17 protein-coding genes and 1 pseudogene are annotated in these 22,214 nt (G+C 60.3%); 16 read left to right on the top strand and 2 right to left on the bottom strand.

What is annotated here, in order from left to right; all coding sequences use genetic code 11:
- Positions 1–26 precede the first annotated feature (26 nt).
- The 8 genes from C6Y56_RS01050 to C6Y56_RS01085 all read left to right on the top strand — a co-directional run bounded on the left by C6Y56_RS01050 (position 27) and on the right by C6Y56_RS01085 (position 8,129).
- Entirely contained in the window at positions 27–2,387 is a 2,361-nt protein-coding gene (locus tag C6Y56_RS01050) for a TonB-dependent receptor (protein ID WP_169428366.1), read from the top strand.
- A gap of 295 nt (positions 2,388–2,682) precedes the next feature.
- Positions 2,683–3,009 carry a hypothetical protein gene (locus C6Y56_RS01055; protein WP_007952780.1) on the top strand — a complete coding sequence of 109 codons (327 nt, stop codon included), beginning with the start codon at positions 2,683–2,685 and terminating at the stop codon, positions 3,007–3,009.
- Between the two features lie 388 nt (positions 3,010–3,397).
- Positions 3,398–4,210 carry an energy transducer TonB gene (locus C6Y56_RS01060; RefSeq protein WP_041475106.1) on the top strand — a complete coding sequence of 271 codons (813 nt, stop codon included), beginning with the start codon at positions 3,398–3,400 and terminating at the stop codon, positions 4,208–4,210.
- Positions 4,211–4,296: 86 nt separating this feature from the next.
- A complete protein-coding gene (locus tag C6Y56_RS01065; RefSeq protein ID WP_085608585.1) occupies positions 4,297–5,022 on the top strand; it encodes a MotA/TolQ/ExbB proton channel family protein in 726 nt (241 codons plus the stop codon).
- A 1-nt stretch (position 5,023) separates the two neighbouring features.
- Positions 5,024–5,425: an ExbD/TolR family protein gene (locus C6Y56_RS01070; RefSeq protein WP_003220570.1), complete on the top strand. Its 402-nt coding sequence runs from the start codon at positions 5,024–5,026 to the stop codon at positions 5,423–5,425.
- Positions 5,426–5,593: 168 nt separating this feature from the next.
- The gene (locus tag C6Y56_RS01075; RefSeq protein ID WP_007952774.1) at positions 5,594–6,175 is read left to right on the top strand and encodes an alpha/beta hydrolase; all 582 of its coding nucleotides are present in this window, start codon (positions 5,594–5,596) and stop codon (positions 6,173–6,175) included.
- A 56-nt stretch (positions 6,176–6,231) separates the two neighbouring features.
- On the top strand, positions 6,232–7,164 hold the full coding sequence (locus tag C6Y56_RS01080; protein WP_169428367.1) for a sigma 54-interacting transcriptional regulator: 933 nt from the start codon (positions 6,232–6,234) through the stop codon (positions 7,162–7,164).
- 167 nt (positions 7,165–7,331) lie between these two features.
- Positions 7,332–8,129, top strand: a complete 798-nt coding sequence (locus C6Y56_RS01085; RefSeq protein ID WP_007952772.1) for a MetQ/NlpA family ABC transporter substrate-binding protein — start codon at positions 7,332–7,334, stop codon at positions 8,127–8,129.
- Between the two features lie 162 nt (positions 8,130–8,291).
- Here C6Y56_RS01085 and C6Y56_RS01090 read toward each other — a convergent pair.
- Positions 8,292–9,433: pseudogene (locus C6Y56_RS01090) on the bottom strand (IS481 family transposase).
- A 651-nt stretch (positions 9,434–10,084) separates the two neighbouring features.
- Here C6Y56_RS01090 and C6Y56_RS01095 point away from each other — a divergent pair.
- The 4 genes from C6Y56_RS01095 to C6Y56_RS01110 are packed head-to-tail and all read left to right on the top strand — an operon-like array spanning position 10,085 to position 13,059.
- Positions 10,085–10,750, top strand: a complete 666-nt coding sequence (locus tag C6Y56_RS01095; RefSeq protein ID WP_007918712.1) for an amino acid ABC transporter permease — start codon at positions 10,085–10,087, stop codon at positions 10,748–10,750.
- Positions 10,731–11,390: an amino acid ABC transporter permease gene (locus C6Y56_RS01100; RefSeq protein WP_169428368.1), complete on the top strand. Its 660-nt coding sequence runs from the start codon at positions 10,731–10,733 to the stop codon at positions 11,388–11,390. Before C6Y56_RS01095 ends, C6Y56_RS01100 begins: the two co-directional genes overlap by 20 nt.
- Positions 11,387–12,184, top strand: a complete 798-nt coding sequence (locus C6Y56_RS01105; protein WP_169428369.1) for an amino acid ABC transporter ATP-binding protein — start codon at positions 11,387–11,389, stop codon at positions 12,182–12,184. The genes C6Y56_RS01100 and C6Y56_RS01105 overlap by 4 nt, the downstream gene beginning before the upstream one ends.
- Positions 12,181–13,059, top strand: coding sequence for a transporter substrate-binding domain-containing protein (locus tag C6Y56_RS01110; RefSeq protein WP_169428370.1), 879 nt, complete (start codon positions 12,181–12,183; stop codon positions 13,057–13,059). The genes C6Y56_RS01105 and C6Y56_RS01110 overlap by 4 nt, the downstream gene beginning before the upstream one ends.
- A 221-nt stretch (positions 13,060–13,280) precedes the next feature.
- Here C6Y56_RS01110 and C6Y56_RS01115 read toward each other — a convergent pair whose 3' ends face one another.
- Positions 13,281–14,441 (bottom strand): AAA family ATPase, encoded by a 1,161-nt coding sequence (locus C6Y56_RS01115; protein ID WP_169428371.1) that lies wholly within the window; start codon positions 14,439–14,441, stop codon positions 13,281–13,283.
- Between the two features lie 203 nt (positions 14,442–14,644).
- Between C6Y56_RS01115 and C6Y56_RS01120 the strand changes: the two genes are divergently transcribed.
- The 4 genes from C6Y56_RS01120 to C6Y56_RS01135 all read left to right on the top strand — a co-directional run bounded on the left by C6Y56_RS01120 (position 14,645) and on the right by C6Y56_RS01135 (position 22,214).
- Positions 14,645–15,748, top strand: coding sequence for an efflux RND transporter periplasmic adaptor subunit (locus C6Y56_RS01120; RefSeq protein WP_169428372.1), 1,104 nt, complete (start codon positions 14,645–14,647; stop codon positions 15,746–15,748).
- Entirely contained in the window at positions 15,745–16,809 is a 1,065-nt protein-coding gene (locus C6Y56_RS01125) for an efflux RND transporter periplasmic adaptor subunit (RefSeq protein ID WP_169428373.1), read from the top strand. The genes C6Y56_RS01120 and C6Y56_RS01125 overlap by 4 nt, the downstream gene beginning before the upstream one ends.
- Positions 16,806–19,871 carry an efflux RND transporter permease subunit gene (locus C6Y56_RS01130; protein ID WP_169428374.1) on the top strand — a complete coding sequence of 1,022 codons (3,066 nt, stop codon included), beginning with the start codon at positions 16,806–16,808 and terminating at the stop codon, positions 19,869–19,871. Before C6Y56_RS01125 ends, C6Y56_RS01130 begins: the two co-directional genes overlap by 4 nt.
- 90 nt (positions 19,872–19,961) lie before the next feature.
- Positions 19,962–22,214, top strand: coding sequence for a glycoside hydrolase (locus C6Y56_RS01135; RefSeq protein WP_169428375.1), 2,253 nt, complete (start codon positions 19,962–19,964; stop codon positions 22,212–22,214).

Genomic DNA, 22,214 nt, shown 5'->3' on the forward strand with positions numbered 1-22,214 from the left:
CGTGTTTTTTGACCAGGAGCAGCCCCATGAGTCCGTTGAACCTCGCTTCACCGCAGCCGCCACGACGGCTCAAACGTCTGCCCCTGGCCCTGTTGCTGGCGGGGAGTGCCAGTTGGACCCACGGCTACGCTGCGGAAACGGATACCCCTGTGCCGGCACCGGCAGGCAAGACCGCGACCGCCACTTCGCAACTGGAAACCGTGACCGTCACCACCCGCCGCCGCGAAGAAAGTTCTCAGGATGTGCCGACGCCCATGAGCGTGGTCAGTGGCCAGACTCTGGAGACGCAGCGGGTCTATCGAATCCAGGATCTGCAGCAACTGGTGCCCAGCGTCAACGTCGCCTACATGCATGCGCGCCAGTCCAGCGTGTCGATTCGCGGTCTGGGCAACAACCCGGCCAGCGACGGCCTGGAAGGCAGCGTCGGCCTTTACATCGACAACGTTTATCTGGGTCGTCCGGGGATGGCGGTGTTCGACCTGATGGACATCGAACAGCTCGAAGTCCTGCGCGGGCCGCAAGGTACGTTGTTTGGCAAGAACACCACCGCCGGGGTGATCAACATCAGCACCCGCGCGCCGAGTTTCACACCGGAACGCAGCATCGAAACCTCGGTCGGCGAGGGCGGTTATTTCCAGACCAAGGGCACGCTTTCCGGGCCGCTCAACGATCAACTGGCCGGGCGAATTTCCGCCTATCGCACCCGTAGCGATGGCGACATCAAAAACGAATTCAACGGCCACGATTTGAACGGTGGTTCCCGTGACGGCTTCCGGGCGCAGTTGCTGTTCAAGCCCAACGAAAACTTCAATCTGCGCTGGATCGGTGATTACAACGAAGAGGATTCCAGCGCCGGCACCCGCGTGCTGTACAACACCGGGCCGACCATCAATGGCGTCAATCTCTACTCGGCCCGCGCCGCCGCTGCCGGCGCGACGCTGGTCAACGGCTCGCACCGCAAGGTCAATCTGGACAGCGACCAGCACGTCACCGTGCATCAGGGCGGCACGTCGGTGGAGGCCAACTGGACACTGCCTAGCGACTTCACCCTGACCTCGGTCAGTTCCTATCGATACTGGAATTTCACCCCGCGCAACGACGATGGCCTCAACGTGCCGGCGAGCTACAACGCCGGGGTCTCGGTGGAGGACAAGCAGTATTCCCAGGAATTTCGCCTCGCCTCGCCCAAGGGCGAGTTCTTCGATTACGTCCTCGGCGCCTACTATTTCGGCTCGGACCTGGACAACAAATCCTTCGCCTATTACGGCCCGCAGGCAGATATCTGGAACGGCACGCCACGGGGTGCGCTGGCCAACGTCAACAGCGTCGGCCGTGGCCACATCAAGACCGACAGTTTCGCGCTGTTCGCCCAAGGCACCTGGCACCTGACCCCGCGTCTGGATTTCACCGCCGGGGTGCGTGGCACCTATGAAGAGAAGAACGCCTGGGTCAATCGTGATGCGCCGCAGGGTGGCGCAGCAGTGACTGGTGCTGCTGCCACCGCGCGACGCGGCCGGACCGGCGCCTACGATTCCGGCGATTTGAATCAGTACAGCTCCAGCCCGTCCGGATTGCTCAACCTGAGTTATCGCTTCACCGATGATCTGCTCGGCTACGCCACGTTGTCTCACGGCGAGAAATCCGGTGGGGTCAACCTGGTGGTCGGCTCGGCACCGACCGCTGGCGCCGACTCCCTGCTGATCGGCACCGAGCGCGCCAACAACGCCGAACTCGGCTTCAAGAGCACGCTGTGGGATCGGCGTTTGCAGCTCAACGCCAACGTGTTCTGGACTCAGGTCAACGCTTACCAGACCAACGCCTACGACGACGTCAACCGTGTGCAATACCTGACCAACGCCGGCTCAGTGCGCTCACGCGGGGTGGAGTTCGAAAGCACCGTGATTCCGCTGCGCGGTCTGACGCTGAACTTCAACGGCTCGTTCAACGACGTCAGTTACCTCTCGTACAAGGACGCGCCGTGCCCACCTGAAGTCAGTCAGGCGCCGGGGGCTCCGGCCTCTTGCGACCTCAGTGGGCATCAGGTGGTCGGCGCCTCGAAATGGATCGGCAACGCCAACGGCAAATACGAATGGAATCTGGCCAACGGACTGCAACCCTACGTCACTGGCAGCTACGCGTTCCGCTCCAAAGCGGTGGGCACGGTCGAAGATTCCGACTACGGCCAGATCCCGAGTTACGCGGTGGTCAATCTCTCCACCGGCCTGCGCGGCGATTTCAATCAGGGACAGTGGGATGTCTCGCTGTGGCTGAAAAACGCCTTCGACAAAACCTACTACACGACCCTGTGGACCGGCGGCAACGGCGGCTATGAAGGTCTGCTCGGCACGCCGCGCACCCTCGGCGTCACCGGTCGCTACGACTTCTGATCGATCCCGGCGACCAGCGCTTCAATCCGGACAACCTGTTGCAAGGTGGTCTGGCGCCTGGGGCCGAACCTGGCCGTCACCTGGAAAAGGCAACAGACCAATGCCAATCGTTAGTTATCAAGACTCTTCCGAATCGAAATAATTTATGAGCGACATGAATAGTGCATATAGCAATATCGTTGAAAAGTGCCGTGGACAATAAGTCAATGTCCAACCATCCTGAGTCTCGTGAGTTTCCAGGAGGAAACTTGCTCTCATCGGAAGACACTTATCCAACGATAAAGGGAATCTCGTTATGTCGAGCATTAATGGCAACTATGTAAACGCTAACGCTGGCGCCAAACTGACGATCACCGATGGCAACGACTCCAACGGCACCTTCAGCGGAAAGTTCAGCCAGAACGGCGTGAACTACGACATCGCGTACGGTCACTATCACTTCCAGAACAGCACCGGGCAGCCTACGATCATTACTTTCGCGGCTTTGAATGACGGCACTGGCTATCAGTCCTGGACGCTGTTCTCGCCGGATCACAACTACTCGAAAGTTCGTGCGGTGGGTTCTCGTACCAACTTTGACGGTGATGTAGTCGGTCTGGCCGGGGAGTTTGTGAAGCAATAAGAAATTCCGCAAATCGAAGGCCGATGCATTAAACATGCATCGGCCTTTTTGTTTGTCTACAAAAAAAGTTCGTCAACTATCACCTTGGTATTAGTTGTCACCGAATCCCGGGTCCTCGATAAACCGATGCCTTGGATGAATACTTTTTATGCCAGGAAAGCATGTCGATTTCGGCGAGCCGCTGGAAGCCTTGCAGGCCGTGGCTTTGGCGGAAATGATCGCTTCTTATATTCCATAAATGTCTATTCATAACATTAAAGATTACTTTCGGAGATAAGCCTCCCGACCCAATGATTGACCCATCGATCACGCCGTGGGGGATTCAACAAGCGGCGGATCGGCTACGCGAAAAAACGCAAAACGCAAAGAGACCGCAGGGAGTAAATCAATGGGCAATGTCCAGACCGCTGCCAGTGCACAGGAGGTGCTGTGGCGCCAGGCGCCGAGCGGCGAGTTGGTCGATCTCGGCCGGCCCCATCGTGTGCCGTTGGGGCAGCTGCGTTTGCAGCGCGCGCCCAAGGGCATTCTGAGCCGCCGCGAAACGATTCTGCTCGGCGTTCTGGCGCTGGTGGTGCATGGCGCGGTGATCTACTGGATCAATCAGCATCCGACGCCGGCGCTGCCGATCGTGCCGCCGGAAATTCCACCGATGACCATCGAGTTTTCGCGTCCGGCCCCCCCGGCGCCGCCTGTGGTTGTACCGCCGCCACCGGCACCGGTGGTCGAGCCACCGCCGCCGGTGGAAGACGAACTGGCAACCAAGCCACCACCGAAACCGAAGCCGATTCCCAAACCGAAACCGGTCGCCAAACCTGTTCCGAAACCAGCGCCAAAAGCCGTCGAGCAACCCCCGGCTCCGCCACAACCGGCCGCCCCGGTCGCCGCGCCAGCACCACCTGCACCACCGGCGCCTGCTCCGGTGACCCCGGCCTCGGCCAACGCCGCGTACCTGAAGAACCCGGCGCCGGAGTATCCGTCGCTGGCCCAGCGTCGCGGTTGGGAAGGCACGGTGTTGCTGCGGGTGCACGTACTGGCCAGCGGCAAACCGGGCGAGATCCAGATTCAGAAAAGCAGTGGCCGGCAACAGCTCGACGACGCGGCGCTGGACGCCGTGAAGCGCTGGAGCTTCGTGCCGGCCAAGCAGGGTGATGTCGCCCAGGACGGCTGGGTCAGCGTACCCATCGATTTCAAGATTCATTAATTGGTAATCAGCCGGCTTTATTCTCGCGGTGTGTCTGTAACCGTCATCGCGAGCAAGCTCGGCTCCCACACACGAGGGAACACATCATGACGTTACTGGCATCTCCACTGGAATCCATCGAAAGCGCGGTGATCTGGCTGCTGGTGGTCTTCTCTGTCGCTACCTGGGGCCTGGCATTGCTCAAGGCGCTGCAGTTCGGCCGGTTGAAGGCGCAGGACCGCAAATTTCACAAGCGCTTCTGGGCGGCGTCGAGTCTGGACTCCGCCGCCGAGTTGAGCGAAACCCAGCCCGGCGCCGCAGCGCGGGTGGCACAGGCCGGTTATGCGGCGATTCAGGTGGGCGAGGCGCCGCAGGCCAATGACCTGAGCCAGGCGATCAATCATCAGGATCGCCTCGAACGTGCCTTGCGCCAGCAGATCGTCCGCGAGCGCCGTTCGCTGGAAACCGGTCTGGCGGTGGTCGCGAGTATTGGCAGCACCTCGCCGTTCATTGGTCTGTTCGGCACGGTGTGGGGAATCATGGAAGCGTTGAAAGGCATCAGCGCGGCGGGCTCGGCGAGCCTGGAAACGGTCGCAGGACCGATCGGTGCAGCGCTGGTCGCCACCGGGGTGGGGATCGCGGTCGCGGTGCCGGCGGTGCTGGTTTACAACTACTTTTTGCGTCGCCTGAAACTGACGGCGGCGGACCTGGATGACTTTGCCCACGACTTCTACAGCCTGGCGCAGAAGAGCGCGTTCCGCGTGCTGATCCACCCGACCGCGCACAAGGCTGCGGCCCAGGGCAACGCAACAAAAGTGAAGGAGGCGTCCTGATATGGCCTTCTCCACGCAAGACAGCGACGAGGTGCTGAGCGAGATCAACGTGACGCCGCTGGTGGACGTGATGCTGGTGCTGCTGGTGGTGTTCATCGTCACCGCTCCGCTTTTGACCAACGCGATACCGATCAACCTGCCGAAGACCGAAGCGGTGGCGCCGGTCGAGCAGAAAGACCCGTTGGTGGTGAGCATCGACGGTGCAGGAAAGCTGTTTATCAACAAGGACGAAATCCAGCCGGACCTGCTGGAGTTCAACCTCAAATCGGCCAAGGCCAAGGACCCGGAAGTGCGCGTGCAATTGCAGGCCGACGACGGGGTGAATTACGGCGAAGTGGCGCGAGCCATGGCTTCGATTGAGCGGGCGGGCATCACCAAGCTGTCGGTGATCACTGCACGATAAGGGTTTCACGTTTTTCCGGGGCCGTCTCCTTGGCAGGGTGCGGCCCCTTTTTTGTCTGTTGCTTAATATGCATTTCAGGTCTTAATAAATAGCTTCTTATTCCTTAACGAATATAAATCCCGTCCCTATACTCGTTCAGGAACAGACACGACGCAGGAGAGCTCCCCCATGCGCAACGAATCAATCCGCTATCTGATTGTGCCGGGCTGGCAAGGATCGCCAGAAGATCATTGGCAAACCCACTGGCAGAACAGCCTGCCCAACAGCGCGCGGGTGGAGCAGGCCGACTGGCTGACGCCGCGTCGTGAAGACTGGGTCGCGGCGCTGGCCGAGGCGATTGCCGCCGACAGCTCGCCAGTGATTCTCATCGCGCACAGCCTGGGCTGCATCACCGTGGCGCACTGGGCGGCCACCGCGCCGCTGCATCATTTGCGTCAAGTGCGGGGGGCGCTGCTGGTGGCGCCAGCGGATGTCGAACGCCCGGCCTGCGTGCCGGCACTGCGCAATTTCGCACCGATCCCGACCGATCTGCTGCCGTTCCCGAGCCAGGTCGTCAGCTCCGACAACGACGCCGCCGTCAGTGCGCCGCGTGCGCTGGAACTGGCGCGCAACTGGGGCGCCGAGGCGGGGATTCTCGCGGGCGCCGGCCATATCAACGTGAAGTCCGGGCATCAACGCTGGGAGCAGGGATTCGCTTATCTGTATCGCCTGCAAAACCGCATGGAACACCACGCCCGGCGCCGTGCCTGACCACTTTTATTTTTTCAACGCCCCCGTCTCCCGGCGATTTGGGGCGGGAGTCTGCCATGAGTCTTGAAACCTTCGGCCAGCCATTGCTGACCTTTCCCGATGCGGAAAAAAGTCCCCTGAGCATCCGCGCCAAGGCGCTGGTGTTCGTCGATCCACGCTCGCGCCAGTTGCGCGAGGAAATGGCCCAACTCGCACCGCGTTCGATCTCGGTGTTGATTCGTGGCGAGACCGGCACCGGCAAGGAATTGCTCGCCCGCCACATCCACCGTGCCAGTGATCGCAGCGGGCTGTTTGTCTCGGTCAATTGCGGCGCGATCAGCCCGACGTATGCCGATGCCGAATTGTTCGGCTACGCCGCCGGCAGCTACAGCGGTTCGGCCAGCAGCCGCGCCGGCTGGTTTGGCTCGGCCAACGGCGGCACCTTGTACCTGGACGAGATCGGCGATCTGCCGCTGCCGATCCAGGTCAAGTTGCTTTCCGCCCTGGAAAACCACGAAGTCACCCGCGTCGGTGCGCATCAACCAAGCCCGGTGGACGTGCGCCTGGTAGCGGCGACCAGCATCGATCTGGCGCAAGCAGTGGCAGCGGGAAAATTCCACGAGCGTCTCTATCATTATCTCAGCGAAGGGCATCTTGAACTGCCGGCGCTGCGCGCGCGGGTCGGCGACATTCTGTCTTTGGCCGAGTACTTCCTCGGTATCTACAGCCAGCGCCTGGATCTGCCGGTGCCGCTGATCAGCGAAGCGGCGCAGCAGGTGCTGGAGCAGCACAGCTGGCCGGGCAACACCCGGGAACTGGAAAACGTCATTCATTTTGCCCTGCTGGTGAGCACCGGCGACGAAATCCTGCCGGAGCACCTGAACCTGCCCGAGGTGTCTGGGCCGCTGGTTCAGATCGAGCGTCAGGTGGCGAGCATCAGCCTCAACGGCACTGCCGACGAACGTAAGGCATTGAAAGAATTGCTGTTGAGCCTGAGCGAGGCGTTGTAACCCTTTTGTTCAACATGAACAAAATGGAATATGAAGCTGAATAAACGTTATTGTCCGGGAATAAAAAATCCCGGTATTGTCCGCTTCACGCCAGCAGTAGCACATCGCTGGCACACGTATTAATGCCGTCGTCGATGACGACCGTGATTTTCGACTAAGGACACTGCATGAAAAAGGTTCTGTTGTTTACCGCATTGGCGGCTGCTCTGACTGCTTCCCTGGCCCAGGCCGGCGAGAAACTGGTGGTTGCTGCGACCCCGGTTCCACACGCCGAGATCCTCGAGCTGATCAAGCCGACCCTCGCCAAAGAAGGCGTGGATCTGGAAATCAAGGTCTTCACCGACTACGTACAACCGAACGTACAGGTGGGCGAGAAGCGTCTGGACGCCAACTACTTCCAGACCCTGCCGTACCTGAACAGCTTCAACCAAGGCAAATACAAGGACGACAAGGCCAAGTACCTGGTGACCGTGCAAGGCGTTCACGTTGAACCGTTCGGCGGCTACTCGAGCAAGTACAAAACCCTGGCTGAACTGCCGGACGGCGCTACCATCGCCATTCCGAACGAAGGCAGCAACAGCGGTCGTGCACTGATCCTGCTGCAGAAGGCCGGCCTGATCGAGCTGAAAGATCCGAAGAACGCTCTGGCTACGCCAAAAGACATCGCCAAGAACCCGCACAACTTCAAGTTCAAGGAACTGGAATCGGCCCTGCTGCCGCGTGTTCTGAAAGAAGTCGACCTGGACATGATCAACACCAACTACGCGCTGGAAGCCAAGTTGAACCCGACCAAGGACGCCCTGGTGATCGAAGGCGCGGATTCGCCTTATGTGAACTTCCTGGTGGCCCGTGAGGACAACAAGAACAGCGACGCCATCAAGAAACTGGCCGCGGCCCTGACCAGCCCTGAAGTCAAAGCGTTCATCGAGAAGAAGTACAACGGCGCGGTACTGCCGGCGTTCTGATCCGACGCAACAGCAACCCCCTTCAAGGTTGAAAAAAACGCCGATGACCAGTGATGGTCATCGGCGTTTTTGTGTGTGCTTCAAAAGCCCCTCACCCTAACCCTCTCCCTGTATGTACCGGAGACATGGTGAACACATGTTCGGAGACATGGTGGACGGTTTTTAGATCCTCTTACCTGCCGTAACAATCTGCAAGTTCAAGTCGATTCGGGCGATACGATGTCTACTCCAGTAGACATCGTGGATGCCATCCTCCGCTGTTTCCCTGATCGCTATCGACAGCCCGTGAAATGCTTTTCCGATTGAGTATTCACGGTTCCTCCAGTAAATCTCGCCCTTCACCTGGACCTTTCTGACCACATCTCCGTCGGCGTATTCCGGCGCCATTTGCTGCTCCTGATACTCCCGAGGGCTGCTGCTGTAGCGAGTCGCCGGCACCTGCATATCCAGCGCTTGATGAGGACGTTTCTGGTTGTAGACATCACGCCAGATATCAAATGCCTGTTGTGCGCTGTTGAGGTCCGTGAAGTGCCGACCTTGCAGCACTTCACTCTTCAGGCTGCGGTGGAAACGCTCCAGTTTTCCCTGGGTCTGCGGATGATAAGGCCGGGAGTGACCTACCTTGATGCCCTGCCCCATCAGCCAGACTTCCAGCGCGGTATAAACCCCAGTCTGGTCACCCCAGGGCGAACCGTTGTCCATCGTTATGCGCAAAGGCAAGCCGTAACGCCGAAAGACCCGGATTAGATGCTCCTGGACGGTGTCGCGCTGCTCATTGGCGCACGCGGCGATACACATCGAAAACCGCGAGTGATCGTCCAGTATCGTCAATGGATGGCAACGCCCCTGACTCAGGCTGAAATGGCCCTTGAAGTCCATCTGCCAGAGATCGTTGGGCGCTTCATGCTCGAACCGGATAAACGGTTTGATCTCAGCAGCCTTTGGATCAACGCGCGAATGACGCTGTAAAACTGCATGCACAGTACTGACGGAAGGCATCGCTAAACCTTTGTCTTCCAGCACGCGTTTGAGCTTGCGAGCGCCCCAAGCCGCGTACTCCTGACTCACGATCAGAATCTGCTTCTCCACCTCGTCAGCACAACGTTTGGGGACGTCTTCGGTCGTCGTGACTGATTGTTCAGCCCCTCGGCCCCTGATTTTTCAAACCTGCTGAGCCATTTGTAGGCAGTGCTTGGGCTGATGTTGAATCGACGGCAAAGCTGCCGAACATTGGCCCCTTCTTGCCGAGCCAAAAGCACGAATTCTGTACGTAGCTGCACGGTAGACACCTCTTCCCAAGACACAGGCCATCTCCTTCGCGATGAGCAATGTGTCTATTTAAAAGTGTCCACCATGTCTCCGAACACCTGTCCACCATGTCTCCGGTACATACACTCCCGGGGGAGAGGGGACTGATTGGGGGATGCTGTAGAGGTACGCCGACCTGATTATTCTTCACCGAATCCATAATCGGCTCGGTTTTTCAGGTCGATGTCTGTCGAAAGACAACTCTGTCGGCTCCCTCTCCCAGGGGGAGAGGGGTGGGCGGGCGGCGTTCCGATGAGGGGGCTTTTCGCGTTTGATCTACGCGGTGTGTTTCAACGCTCTGCGCAAAGCCACCAGCCATTTCACGAAATCCTGCGGGTCCGGTCGCGGCGGCACTTTTACGTCCATGTTTTCTTCCTTGTTATGAGTTCAGCCGGGGGAGTCTGGCCAAAAGCTGTTCGTCCTTGGAGGGCTATTACGAAAAAAAGATCCTTCCTACAGCGAAAGGAAAAATAGCCTTCTTATTCTGTCTCGGCAAACCCGCAGGATAGTTTTTTGTGTGATATCAATATGCTTTATCGGTATTTAAATTCTGATTTTTATACCTTTAAAGTCGGTGCTTGCAGGACGGCTATCCGCTGTCCATGGACTGCACCACCGTCGCTTACCGAGCGACGTCAGGACGTTTCATGACCTTCGATTACGCATTTATCCTCAGCACCCTGCCGGCGTTTCTCAAAGCCGTGGGCGTGACGCTGCAGGTCGGTTTGATCGCCATCGGCACCTCGCTGCTGGTGGCGTTGCTCAATGCGACGATTCTGGTGTTTCGCACGCCTTACCTGCAAAAACTGGTCGGGCTCTATGTGGAGCTGGCGCGCAACACGCCGCTGCTGATCCAGCTGTTTTTCGTCTACTTCGCGCTGCCGGCGCTGGGGATCAAGGTTTCCGGATTCACCGCCGCGATCATCACCATGACGTTTCTCGGCGGCGCCTACCTCACCGAAGTGCTGCGCGCCGGCGTCGATGCGGTGCCACAGGCGCAGCTCGAATCGGGCCGCTCTATCGGCCTGTCCCACGGCCAGTTACTGCGCTACGTGATCCTGCCGCAAGCAGGGATCCTCAGCCTGCCGTCACTGTTCGCCAATTTCATTTTCCTGCTAAAGGAAACCACCGTGGTCTCGGCCGTGGCGGTGCCGGAGATTCTCTACACCACCAAGAGCTACATCGCGCTCTACTACAAGACCTACGAAATGCTCGCCGTGCTGACGCTGATCTGCGTGCTGCTGTTCCTGCCGCTGTCGCTGCTGTTGAGCCGTCTGGAAAGGAGGCTCCAGCATGGCCAGTTCGGGTCTTGAACTACTCTGGGTGTCCTTGCCGCAACTGGCCAAAGGCGCCGGGCAAACCCTTTCGATCTCCTTCCTCAGTATCGCCATCAGCACCGTCGGCGGCGTGCTCTACGGCGTGCTGCGCACGCTCAACGTGACGTGGCTTAACGCGGTGCTGCGGGTTTATCTGGAACTGTTCCGGGCGATTCCGGTGTTGGTCTGGTTGTACCTGCTGTTTTTCGGCCTTCCGATTTTCTTCGGCCTGAGCCTGCCGAGCTTCTGGTGCGCGGTGCTGGTGCTGTCGCTGTGGGGCGTCAGTGAGGTCGGTGAAGTGGCGCGGGGTGCGCTGCATTCGTTGCCGCGCGGGCAGCGTGAGGCGGGGTTGTCGATCGGTCTGAACGCGGCGCAGCTCTACGGCTACGTGCTGCTGCCCCAGGCGCTGAAGCGCATGACGCCGCCGACCATCAACGTCTACACGCGGATCATCAAGACCAGTTCGCTGGCGGTGCTGATCGGTGTGGTGGATGTAATCAAGGTCGGCCAGCAGATCATCGAGCGCACTTACGAATCGGTGCTGATCTACGGTGCGCTGTTCCTGTTTTTCTTTTTCATCTGCTACCCGCTGTCGGCCGCCTCGCGCGTGCTGGAGCGGCGCTGGACGCAAGCATGAGCGCATTGATCGAGTTTCAGGGCTTCAACAAATTCTTCGGCGAACAGCAGGTGCTCAAGGGCATCGACCTGCAAGTGAAGTCCGGCGAAGTGATCGTCATTCTCGGCCCCAGCGGATGCGGCAAAAGCACTCTGCTGCGTTGCCTCAATGGCCTGGAAACCGCCCACAGCGGCCACCTGAAATTCGCCGGTCGCGAGTTGCTGGACAAGTCCACCGACTGGCGCGAAGTGCGTCAGCAGATCGGCATGGTGTTCCAGAGTTATCACTTGTTCCCGCACATGAGCGTGCTCGACAATTTGCTGCTCGGTCCGCTGAAAGTGCAGAAACGCGAACGCCGCGAAGCACAACAACAAGCCGAAGCATTGCTCGAACGCGTGGGCCTGTCGGACAAGCGCGACGCCTTCCCGCGACAGCTCTCCGGTGGCCAGCAGCAACGCATCGCCATCGTCCGCTCGTTGTGCATGAACCCGCGGGTCATGCTCTTCGACGAAGTCACCGCCGCCCTTGATCCGGAGATGGTCAAGGAAGTGCTGGAAGTGATTCAGGGCCTGGCCCGCGAAGGCATGACTCTGTTGATCGTCACCCACGAAATGGCCTTCGCCCGCGCGGTGGCCGATCGCATCGTGTTCATGGACGTCGGGCGCATCCTTGAACAGAACCCGCCCGAGCTTTTCTTTACGAACCCGCAAACCGCACGCGCGCAGCAGTTCCTGGAGAAGTTCTCCTACGTCGAAGCCCTGCCTTCAACGACCTCGCCCAAAACGACCCAAACAAAGGAACTGGAACTGCCATGAAAACTGCCAAAGCCCTATTCGCATTACCGCTGATCAGCCTCGCGCTGCTGGCCGGCTGCAACAAGACCGAAGAACCGGCCATGCCGAAAGTCGCCAGCGAAAGCACCGCGCCAGCGGGTTACCTGGACAAGATCAAGGCCCGCGACAAACTGATCGTCGGCGTGTTCACCGACAAACCGCCGTTCGGCTTCGTCAACGAGGCGGGGCGCTATGTCGGCTTCGATACCGACATCGGTCGTCAATTCGCCAGGGATCTGCTGGGCGATGAAAACAAGGTCGAGTTCGTGGCCGTGGAACCGGCTAGCCGCATTCCATTCCTGCAAAGCGACAAGGTGGACCTGATCCTCGCCAACATGACCGTGACCCCGGAGCGCAAGGAAGCGGTGGAATTCACCAACCCGAACCTCAAGGTTGCGGTGCAGGCGCTGGTGCCGCAGAGCAGTGATGTGAAAAAGCTCGATGATCTGGCAACCCGCACCACCATCGTCACCACTGGCACCACGGCCGATATCTGGCTGACCAAGAACCACCCGGACTGGAAACTGCTGAAGTTCGAGAAAAACTCCGAGTCGCTGCAAGCCCTGGCCAACGGCCGTGGCGATGCCTACGCCCAGGACAACCTGGTGCTGTTCAGTTGGGCCAAGCAGAACCCGGGCTACCGTGTGCTGGACGAAAAACTTGGCGCCGAAGCGCCGATTGCACCGGCGGTGAAGAAGGGCAATATCGAATTGCGCGATTGGGTGAATACGGAGCTGGCCAAGCTTGGGGAAGAGAAATATCTGCTGAAACTGTATGACCAATATGTGCGTAAAGAGCTGAGTGATGACACCAAGCCTGAGAGTGTGATTGTCGAAGGTGGGAAGTGGCAGGGTTAATTGTCTGATAGTCCGCAGTGAACCCTCCCCCTCACCCCAGCCCTCTCCCGGAGGGAGAGGGAGCCGACCGAGGTGTGTTGCGTCCTGCATCGACCTGAACGACCGAGTTGACTATGGATTCAGTACAGCAAGATCAGGTCGGCGTAACTCTTGAGCATCCCCCAATCGGTTCCCTCTCCCCTGGGAGAGGGCTAGGGTGAGGGGCTCTTCAACTGGCACACCTAATCCGGCCAATTCCACGCCGGCTCATCCAGAACCCTCTGCCCGACGATTCCCGTCTGGCCGAGGGTTTTTTCCAGCACGATGCAATTGCATTCCGGGTCTTCCTGCAACGCCGAAATCAACCGCCGCGCATGGGACACCACCCACACCTGACACTGCTCCGAGACCCGGATGATCAAGCGCGCCAGCGCCGGCAACAGATCCGGATGCAGGCTGGTTTCCGGTTCGTTCAGCACCATCAGCGAAGGCGGGCGTGGTGTCAGCAGCGCGGCGACCAGCAGCAGATAACGCAACGTGCCATCCGACAGTTCCGCCGCCGACAACGGCCGCAACAAGCCTTCCTGAAAGAACTCGATGGCAAAGCGTCCGCCCGCCAGTGGCGCGATGTTCAGCCGTGCGCCGGGAAAGGCATCGCTGATCGCCGCCTGCAACGCCTCGGGATCGCCGATCTCGCGGATGGTCTGCAACGCGGCCGCCAGATCCCGCCCGTCGTGATGCAGCACCGGCGTGCGCGTGCCCAGTTGCGGCTGGCGCACCGGGGCGTCGGCGTCGCTGCGAAAGTGATCGTAGAAGCGCCAGCGGCGGATGAACTCGCGCATCTGGAACACTTCCGGCGAGGTGCGCAGGCTGCCGACCTGATCGAACAGGCTGTCGAAGTTCGGCGTGTATTGCGCCAGAACATCCCAGCCACGACCTTCACGGGCACGGATCATCGGCCCGTCGCGATCCACCAGCAGACTGGCCGGACGATAGAGCGGCCCGGCCCAGATGCATTCCTTTTTGATTTCCGGGTCGAGGGAAAAGAACGAACGGCTTGGCTCCGGCAAACCCAGGGCAATTGAATAGCTGAAGTCCTCCCCGGCAAACCCCAGACGCAGGCGTTTCACGCTCTGGCGCACGGTGGACTGGATCGGCACCTCGCCGTTGCGCATGCGCCGGCTGATGGTTTCCGGCCCGGCCCAGAACGTCGAGTCGAGCCCGCCCTCTCGGGCCAGCGCATTGACCACGCCGCCCTGAGCGGTTTCCGCCAACAGCCGCAGCGCCCGGTACAGGTTGGACTTGCCGCTGCCGTTGGGGCCGGTGATCAGGTTCAGCCGACCCAACGGAATCACCAATTTATTGATCGAGCGGTAATTGGCCACCGCGAGGGTCTTGAGCATTGAATCCTCGTTGATCGTTCCCACGCTGTGCGTGGGAATGCATCTGCGTCAAAGGCAGACGCGGAGCGTCCATGGCGGCGTTACCACGCACAGCGTGGGAACGATCACAGGGAGTATAAGATTCGCGCATGCAGACTCGGAACCCTGTTCTAAGCTCACAGTCGTATCGTCACTTGCACGTTCGTACACAGGAAGGAGTCTGCATGGCGAGTCCCGGAATGAAAACAGTGGTCCTGCTGAGCGTCCTCGCTTTGCTCGCCGCTTGCGGCGAAAAAAAGGCTCCCCAGGAGTATCTTCCGCGAGTCTTTGTGCAAGAGGTCAAGCCTGCGGACTACGCGGCGTCGGTGACCCTCACCGGTGACATTCAGGCCAGGGTGCAGACCGAATTGTCGTTCCGGGTCGGCGGCAAGATCATCCAGCGCATGGTCGATGTCGGTGACCGTGTCTCGGCCAGACAGGTACTGGCCAAGCTCGATCCCAAGGATTTGCAGACCAACGTCGATTCCGCCCAGGCCCAGGTGCTGGCCGAGCAGGCACGAGTCAAACAGAGCGCTGCCGCGTTCGTCCGCCAGCAGAAACTGTTGCCCAAGGGCTACACCAGCCAGAGCGAATACGATTCCGCGCAGGCGGCGTTGCGCAGCAGCCAGAGTGCCTTGAGCGCGGCTCAGGCGCAGCTGGCCAACGCCAGGGATCAACTGAGCTACACCTCGCTGATCGCCGACGCGCCGGGTGTCATCACCGAGCGTCAGGCCGAAGTGGGTCAGGTGGTTCAGGCCACAGCGCCGATATTCAGCCTGGCCCGGGACGGCGATCGCGACGCGGTATTCAATGTGTACGAGTCCCTTTTGGCCGAGCGGCCGGCAGAGCGTTCGATTGTCGTCAGCCTGCTCGACAACCCGGCCATCAAGACCACCGGCACCGTGCGCGAAATCACCCCGGCGGTGTCGGCGCAATCCGGCACGGTGCAAGTCAAGGTCACTCTCGACAGTCTGCCTCAGGGTATGCAGCTTGGCTCGGTGGTCAGTGCCACCGCCAAAGGCTCCGGCAAATCGGCGGTGGAGCTGCCCTGGTCGGCGCTGACTAAAAACATCAGCGAACCGGCGGTGTGGATGGTCGACGACAAGGGTGAAGCGCAACTGCACAACGTCACTGTCGGCCGATACCTGACCGGGCACGTGATCATCAGCGAAGGCCTCAAGGGCGGCGAAAAAGTGATCGTTGCCGGTGGGCAATTGCTGCATCCGGGGATGAAAGTCGAGATCGCCGAGAACACCTACAAGGAACTGCAACCGGGAGCACAGCCATGAAGCCTTTATGGGGGTTGTCCATCGGGCTGCTGCTGGTTGCCTGTTCCAAGAGCGAGCCGCCGCCAGAACCGGTGCGGCCGGTGTTGTCGATCAAGGTCCAAGCGCTGAACGAGGAAACCCTGGGTCGTTTCGCCGGCAGCATTCAGGCGCGCTACGAGAGCAACACCGGTTTCCGCGTCGGCGGTCGGATTGCCAGCCGTAACGTCGACGTGGGTGCCGAGGTGGAGAAGGGCACCTTGCTCGCCACTCTCGATCCGTCCGACCAGCAGAACCAGTTGCGCTCGGCCCAGGGTGATCTGGCGAAAGTCGAGGCGCAACTGATCAACGCCCAGGCCAACGCCCGGCGTCAGCAGGCGCTGTTTGATCGTGGTGTCGGCGCCCAGGCGCAACTGGACATCGCCACCACGGATTTGAAAACCACCCAGGCGTCCCTCGACCAGGCGCGGGCGGCAGTCAACCAGAGCAAGGATCAACTCGGCTATACCGAGCTGCGTTCCGACCACAAAGCCGTGGTCACGGCGTGGAACGCCGAGGCCGGGCAAGTGGTGACGGCCGGCCAGCAGGTGGTGACGCTGGCACAACCGGATATCAAGGAAGCGGTGATCGATCTGCCGGACACGCTGGTTGATCAGATCCCCAGCGACGTGGTGTTTCTGGTGGCCGCACAACTTGATCCGAGCATCAATACCACGGCGGTCATTCGTGAAATCGAACCCCAGGCGCAAAGCGCCACGCGCACCCGTCGTGCCCGGTTAACCCTGGCCAGCACGCCACCCGGATTCCGCCTCGGCACGGCAATCAGCGTGACCCTCAGTTCGGCGATCAAACCGAGAATCGAATTGCCTGCGACGGCCTTGCAGGAGGTCGACGGCAAAACCCGGATTTGGGTGATCGACCCGCAAAGTAAAACCGTCGCCCCGCGTGACATCAGCGTAACCAGCCGCACCGACAGCACCGTGGTGCTGGCCGGCGGAGTCAAGTCCGGCGAGCGTGTGGTCAGCGCCGGCGTCAACAGCCTCAAATCCGGACAAGCCGTGAAACTCGACGAGGACAGTCAATGAAAGGGTCTTTCAATCTCTCCGAATGGGCCCTCAAGCATCAGTCTTTCGTCTGGTATCTGATGTTCGTCGCATTGCTCATGGGGGTGTTTTCCTACTTCAATCTGGGGCGCGAGGAAGACCCGTCGTTCACCATCAAGACCATGGTGATCCAGACCAAATGGCCGGGCGCGACCCAGGAAGAAACGCTCAAGCAGGTCACCGACCGCATCGAGAAAAAACTCGAGGAGCTCGATTCTCTCGACTACGTGAAAAGCTACACCCGCCCCGGTGAGTCCACGGTCTACGTGTACCTGCGCGACACCACCAGTGCCAAGGACATTCCGGAAATCTGGTACCAGGTGCGCAAGAAGATCGACGACATTCGCGGCCAGTTTCCCCAGGGGATTCAGGGGCCGGGATTCAACGATGAGTTTGGTGACGTGTTCGGCTCGGTCTATGCCTTCACGGCCGATGGTCTGACGATGCGGCAACTGCGCGACTACGTGGAACAGGCGCGCGCCGAGATCCGCAACGTGCCGGGGCTGGGCAAGATCGAGATGGTCGGCCAGCAGGACGAAGTGATCTACCTGAACTTCTCCACCCGCAAGCTGGCGGCGCTGGGCATCGATCAACGCCAGGTGGTGCAGAGCCTGCAATCGCAGAACGCCGTGACCCCGGCGGGTGTGATCGAAGCCGGGCCCGAGCGGATTTCGGTGAGAACCTCCGGGCAGTTCGCTTCGGAAAAGGACTTGGCGGAGGTCAATCTCAAACTCAATGACCGCTTCTATCGTCTGGCCGACATCGCTGAAATCAGCCGTGGCTACGTCGATCCGGCAACCCCGGAATTCCGCTTCGACGGCAAGCCGGCCATCGGTCTGGCGATCGCCATGCAGAAGGGCGGCAACGTCCAGGCCTTCGGCAAGGCGCTGCACGAGCGCATCGATCAGCTCACCGCCGACTTGCCGGTGGGTGTTGGCGTGCACACCGTTTCCGATCAGGCGGTGGTGGTGGAAGAAGCCGTCGGCGGCTTCACCAGCGCGTTGTTCGAAGCGGTGATCATCGTGCTGGTGGTCAGTTTCATCAGCCTTGGCGTTCGAGCCGGACTGGTGGTGGCGTGCTCGATTCCGTTGGTGCTGGCCATGGTGTTCGTCTACATGGAATACAGCGGCATCACCATGCAGCGGATTTCCCTTGGAGCGCTGATCATCGCCCTCGGGCTGCTGGTGGACGACGCGATGATCACCGTGGAGATGATGGTCACGCGCCTGGAAATGGGCGAGACCAAGGAGCAGGCCGCGACGTTTGCCTACACCTCCACAGCGTTTCCGATGCTCACCGGTACGCTGGTGACCGTGGCCGGTTTCGTGCCGATCGGTCTCAACGCCAGCTCCGCCGGTGAGTACACCTACACGCTGTTTGCGGTGATCGCGGTGGCAATGATTGTGTCGTGGGTGGTGGCGGTGTTCTTCGCGCCGGTGATCGGCGTACATATCCTCAGCACCAACGTAAAACCCCACGAAGCGGAGCCGGGGCGTATCGGGCGAGCGTTCAATCACGGTTTGTTGTGGTCGATGCGCAACCGCTGGTGGTGCATCGGCATCACCGTGCTGTGCTTCGTGCTCGCGGTGTTTTGCATGCGCTTTGTGCAGAACCAGTTCTTCCCGTCTTCCGACCGTCCGGAAATTCTGGTCGACCTCAACCTGCCGCAAAACGCCTCCATCGATGAAACCCGCAAGGCCGTCGACAAACTCGAAGCCACGCTCAAGGGCGACCCGGACATCGTGCGCTGGAGCACTTACATCGGCCAGGGTGCGATCCGTTTCTACCTGCCCCTCGACCAGCAATTGCAGAACCCGTACTACGCGCAACTGGTGATCGTCAGCAAAGACTTCAAGGCCCGCGAAGCCTTGAGCCAGCGCCTGCGAGATCGTCTGCGCAAGGACTTCGTCGGCATCGGCAGCTACGTGCAGGCTCTGGAAATGGGCCCGCCGGTGGGGCGCCCGATTCAGTACCGGGTCAGCGGCAAGGACATCGATCAGGTGCGCAAGCACGCCATCGACCTCGCCACTGAACTGGACAAGAGTCCGCACATCGGCGAGATCATTTACGACTGGAACGAGCCCGGCAAAGTCCTGCGCATCGACATCGCGCAGGACAAGGCGCGTCAGCTCGGACTGTCCTCGGAAGATGTGGCCAACCTGATGAACAGCATTGTCAGTGGCTCGCCGCTGACTCAGGTCGACGACGATATCTACCTGATCAATGTGGTCGGGCGGGCGGTGGATTCCGAGCGCGGCACACCGGAAACCCTGCAGAACCTGCAGATCGTCACGCCCAACGGTACGTCGATTCCGCTGCTGGCCTTCGCCACCGTGCGCTATGAACTGGAGCAGCCGCTGGTGTGGCGTCGCGACCGTCTGCCGACCATCACCATCAAGGCCTCGGTGCGCGATGAAATCCAGCCGACCGACCTGGTGAAAGTCCTCAAACCGACCATTGACGCCTTCGCCGCCAAGCTGCCGGTGGGGTACAAGGTCGCCACGGGCGGTACGGTCGAAGAGAGCGGCAAGGCCCAGGGGCCGATTGCCAAGGTGCTGCCGCTGATGCTGTTCCTGATGGCGACTTTCCTGATGATCCAGTTGCACAGCGTGCAGAAGCTGTTCCTGGTGGCCAGTGTCGCGCCGCTCGGGCTGATCGGCGTGGTGCTGGCGCTGGTGCCGACCGGTACGCCGATGGGCTTCGTGGCGATCCTGGGGATTCTGGCGCTGATCGGCATCATCATCCGCAACTCGGTGATCCTCGTGACGCAGATCGAAGAGTTCGAGCACAAGGGCTACTCGCCCTGGGATGCGGTGGTGGAAGCGACCGAGCACCGGCGCCGGCCGATTCTGCTGACCGCCGCAGCGGCGAGCATGGGCATGATCCCGATCGCCCGGGAAGTGTTCTGGGGCCCGATGGCCTACGCGATGATCGGCGGGATTGTGGTGGCGACACTGCTGACGCTGCTGTTCCTGCCGGCGCTGTATGTGGCCTGGTACAAGATTCGCGAGCCGAAGAAAGACGCCTCGTCATCGACACAGTGAGTGCGCTTGTTACATATTTGCGAAGGGCCTGACTTACAGCGTCGGCGTATTCGGTTAACGTCCCTTCTCCTTTGGGAGAAGGGACGTCTGATGCTGACCGTTACTTGCTGGCTGCGCGCGCTATTGCTGATTGCCGGTTTATGCCTGTCGTCCCTGTCCTGGGCCGACACGCTATTGGAAAACTCGCTGTGGCGCGTTCAGCTCGATCCGGCAACGCTGGCTGTCCATATCACCCCTGCGGGCCGTGAGACGGTGCTGGCGTCGACGGGAATTGCCCCGCACAAGGTCAGTCAGTTGAGCAAGCGCAACAACCGCCTCGACTGGCAATGGGATGACGGAGCCTGGTCCCTCAGCGCCACGCTCGATGAGCGTGATCTGTCCTTCTCGATCACGGCGCGTGAGCCCGCAGAACTGGAATTTCTGCGTCAGCCCGCCCGCGCGATGGGCAAGGGGCTGATTTGGCCTCTGGCCGAGGGGCACTACGTGCCGCGCGGCGATCCGGTGTGGCAGGCATTTCTGTTGAATCAGGGTGAATTCAATACCACTCAGGACCTGAGTTTGCCGCTCTGGGGCGTTGAACATGACGGATTCAGCCTGCACTGGCTGATGACCAATCCCTACAACAATCGGCTGCTGTTCAGTGCCCAAGGCAAGGCGTTGGCACTGTCGGCCCGGCATCGCTTCACTTCACTCGATCCATCGGCGCCATTGACGTTCACCCTGTTCTTGGGGGTGGCCGACCCGTTGGCCGGCGCCAAACGCTACCGGCAGTGGCTGATCGATAACGGGCGCTATGAAACCTTGACCAGCAAATTCCTGAAAACACCTGAGGCGAAGCGGCTGTCGGGCGCCAGTCATCTGTACTTGTGGGGCAACGACCTGCTGGGGGCCAAAGATGTGCGCAGTTGGCCCATGCTGCTCGACATCTTGCGCGGTGGTGGCTCGCTGGCCAGTGGCCTGAAAGCGGGAATGGATCGTGAGGCGTTGCAGATCCTGGCCACTGGCGGGGAGTTGAACCGTTATCAGAAAACCGTACTTTTGCGCGGTCTCAATCACGCCCTGAATACCCTGGCGCGCAAGACCTGGCAGGCCCGGGCCGTGCCGGACATGCGGGCGCTGGTCAACGGTTACGCCGACGTGCGCGCACAAGTGGCAGCCGACCTCGGTGAGGCGCTGACCCCCGAACCCGAGCGCTGGGGCAGCACGTTTTCGCTGGATACGATCAAGCAATTACAGAACGCCGGGCTGTCCCGTTTGTGGTTGGGACTGGGTGAGGGCTGGGAGGGCGGACTCTGGCACCCCGAGACGATCAAGGCAGGCGTGGCGGCGGGCTATCTGATCGCACCGTACGATTCCTATGAAACGGCGCTGAGCCGTGGTGAGAATCCTGATTGGACCACCGCACATCTGGGGGACAGGGCAAATCTCGAGTGTGCAATCGTGAAGAGCGACGGAACGCTGAAAAGCGGCTTCCAGCAATCGGGGCATTACACCGACCCTCGCTGCGTGCGGCAGCTGCTTGAGCAACGGGTCGCGGCCATTCGCGACGCCGCCGGTTTCAACAGCTGGTTTCTCGATGCCTATGCCACCGGCATGCTGTTCGACAGCTACCGTCCCGGGGCAACGATGACCCAGGCACAGAATGCCGAAGGCAACATCGGGGCATCACGCTGGATCAATGAAGTGCTGAAGCTGCCCGCCGGCTCGGAGGATGGCAACGCAACGACCGCGCGAGGCGTGCTGCTCGCCCATGGCATGCAGACGCCGGTGATCGGTTGGGGCGACGTTGAAATGAGCAAGAAAACCGAATCCAGGTACTTTGCAGGCAAGTGGTATCCGCCGGAGCAGCCAGAGGTTTTCTTCAAACCTGTGCCGATCAAAGAGTCGTTGCGGCGTATTCACTTTGATCCGGCCAGCCGTTTGCCGTTGTATCAGGCGGTGTTCCATGGCTCGGTGATCACGTCCCACCATTGGCTGTTCGATAGCCTGAAACTGACCAATGTACGGGCGGACAACGAACTTGCGCAGTTGCTCTACAACGTTGCGCCGCTGTATCACCTCAGTGTCGACACGCTTGCGCAGCGATTGCCGCAGATTGCCCGTCAGGATGCGTTCTTCCGGCCTTTGCATGAACGTCTGGCGGCCCAGGCGCTCACCGGTTTCGAATGGATGAGCGAAGATCGGCTGGTGCAGCAGACAGCCTTTGAAGACGGCACGCAATTGCTGGCCAACTTTGATGTGCAGGCGCACGAGGTACAGGGGCAGATCCTTCCCGGGCGGAGCATCACGGTGCGCTCGCCGGAGAGTGCACCTGCCTTGTATCAGGTTGAGACAGGGCCCTGA

This window comes from Pseudomonas fluorescens (genome assembly GCF_012974785.1).
Lineage (GTDB): Bacteria > Pseudomonadota > Gammaproteobacteria > Pseudomonadales > Pseudomonadaceae > Aquipseudomonas > Aquipseudomonas fluorescens_BT.

Bases quoted from the DNA above. Each gene is read 5' to 3' on its own strand.
- C6Y56_RS01050 (WP_169428366.1), top strand. From the start codon at position 27: ATGAGTCCGTTGAACCTCGCTTCACCGCAGCCGCCACGACGGCTCAAA.
- C6Y56_RS01055 (WP_007952780.1), top strand. From the start codon at position 2,683: ATGTCGAGCATTAATGGCAACTATGTAAACGCTAACGCTGGCGCCAAA.
- C6Y56_RS01060 (WP_041475106.1), top strand. From the start codon at position 3,398: ATGGGCAATGTCCAGACCGCTGCCAGTGCACAGGAGGTGCTGTGGCGC.
- C6Y56_RS01065 (WP_085608585.1), top strand. From the start codon at position 4,297: ATGACGTTACTGGCATCTCCACTGGAATCCATCGAAAGCGCGGTGATC.
- C6Y56_RS01070 (WP_003220570.1), top strand. From the start codon at position 5,024: ATGGCCTTCTCCACGCAAGACAGCGACGAGGTGCTGAGCGAGATCAAC.
- C6Y56_RS01075 (WP_007952774.1), top strand. From the start codon at position 5,594: ATGCGCAACGAATCAATCCGCTATCTGATTGTGCCGGGCTGGCAAGGA.
- C6Y56_RS01080 (WP_169428367.1), top strand. From the start codon at position 6,232: ATGAGTCTTGAAACCTTCGGCCAGCCATTGCTGACCTTTCCCGATGCG.
- C6Y56_RS01085 (WP_007952772.1), top strand. From the start codon at position 7,332: ATGAAAAAGGTTCTGTTGTTTACCGCATTGGCGGCTGCTCTGACTGCT.
- C6Y56_RS01095 (WP_007918712.1), top strand. From the start codon at position 10,085: ATGACCTTCGATTACGCATTTATCCTCAGCACCCTGCCGGCGTTTCTC.
- C6Y56_RS01100 (WP_169428368.1), top strand. From the start codon at position 10,731: ATGGCCAGTTCGGGTCTTGAACTACTCTGGGTGTCCTTGCCGCAACTG.
- C6Y56_RS01105 (WP_169428369.1), top strand. From the start codon at position 11,387: ATGAGCGCATTGATCGAGTTTCAGGGCTTCAACAAATTCTTCGGCGAA.
- C6Y56_RS01110 (WP_169428370.1), top strand. From the start codon at position 12,181: ATGAAAACTGCCAAAGCCCTATTCGCATTACCGCTGATCAGCCTCGCG.
- C6Y56_RS01115 (WP_169428371.1), bottom strand. From the start codon at position 14,441: ATGCTCAAGACCCTCGCGGTGGCCAATTACCGCTCGATCAATAAATTG.
- C6Y56_RS01120 (WP_169428372.1), top strand. From the start codon at position 14,645: ATGGCGAGTCCCGGAATGAAAACAGTGGTCCTGCTGAGCGTCCTCGCT.
- C6Y56_RS01125 (WP_169428373.1), top strand. From the start codon at position 15,745: ATGAAGCCTTTATGGGGGTTGTCCATCGGGCTGCTGCTGGTTGCCTGT.
- C6Y56_RS01130 (WP_169428374.1), top strand. From the start codon at position 16,806: ATGAAAGGGTCTTTCAATCTCTCCGAATGGGCCCTCAAGCATCAGTCT.
- C6Y56_RS01135 (WP_169428375.1), top strand. From the start codon at position 19,962: ATGCTGACCGTTACTTGCTGGCTGCGCGCGCTATTGCTGATTGCCGGT.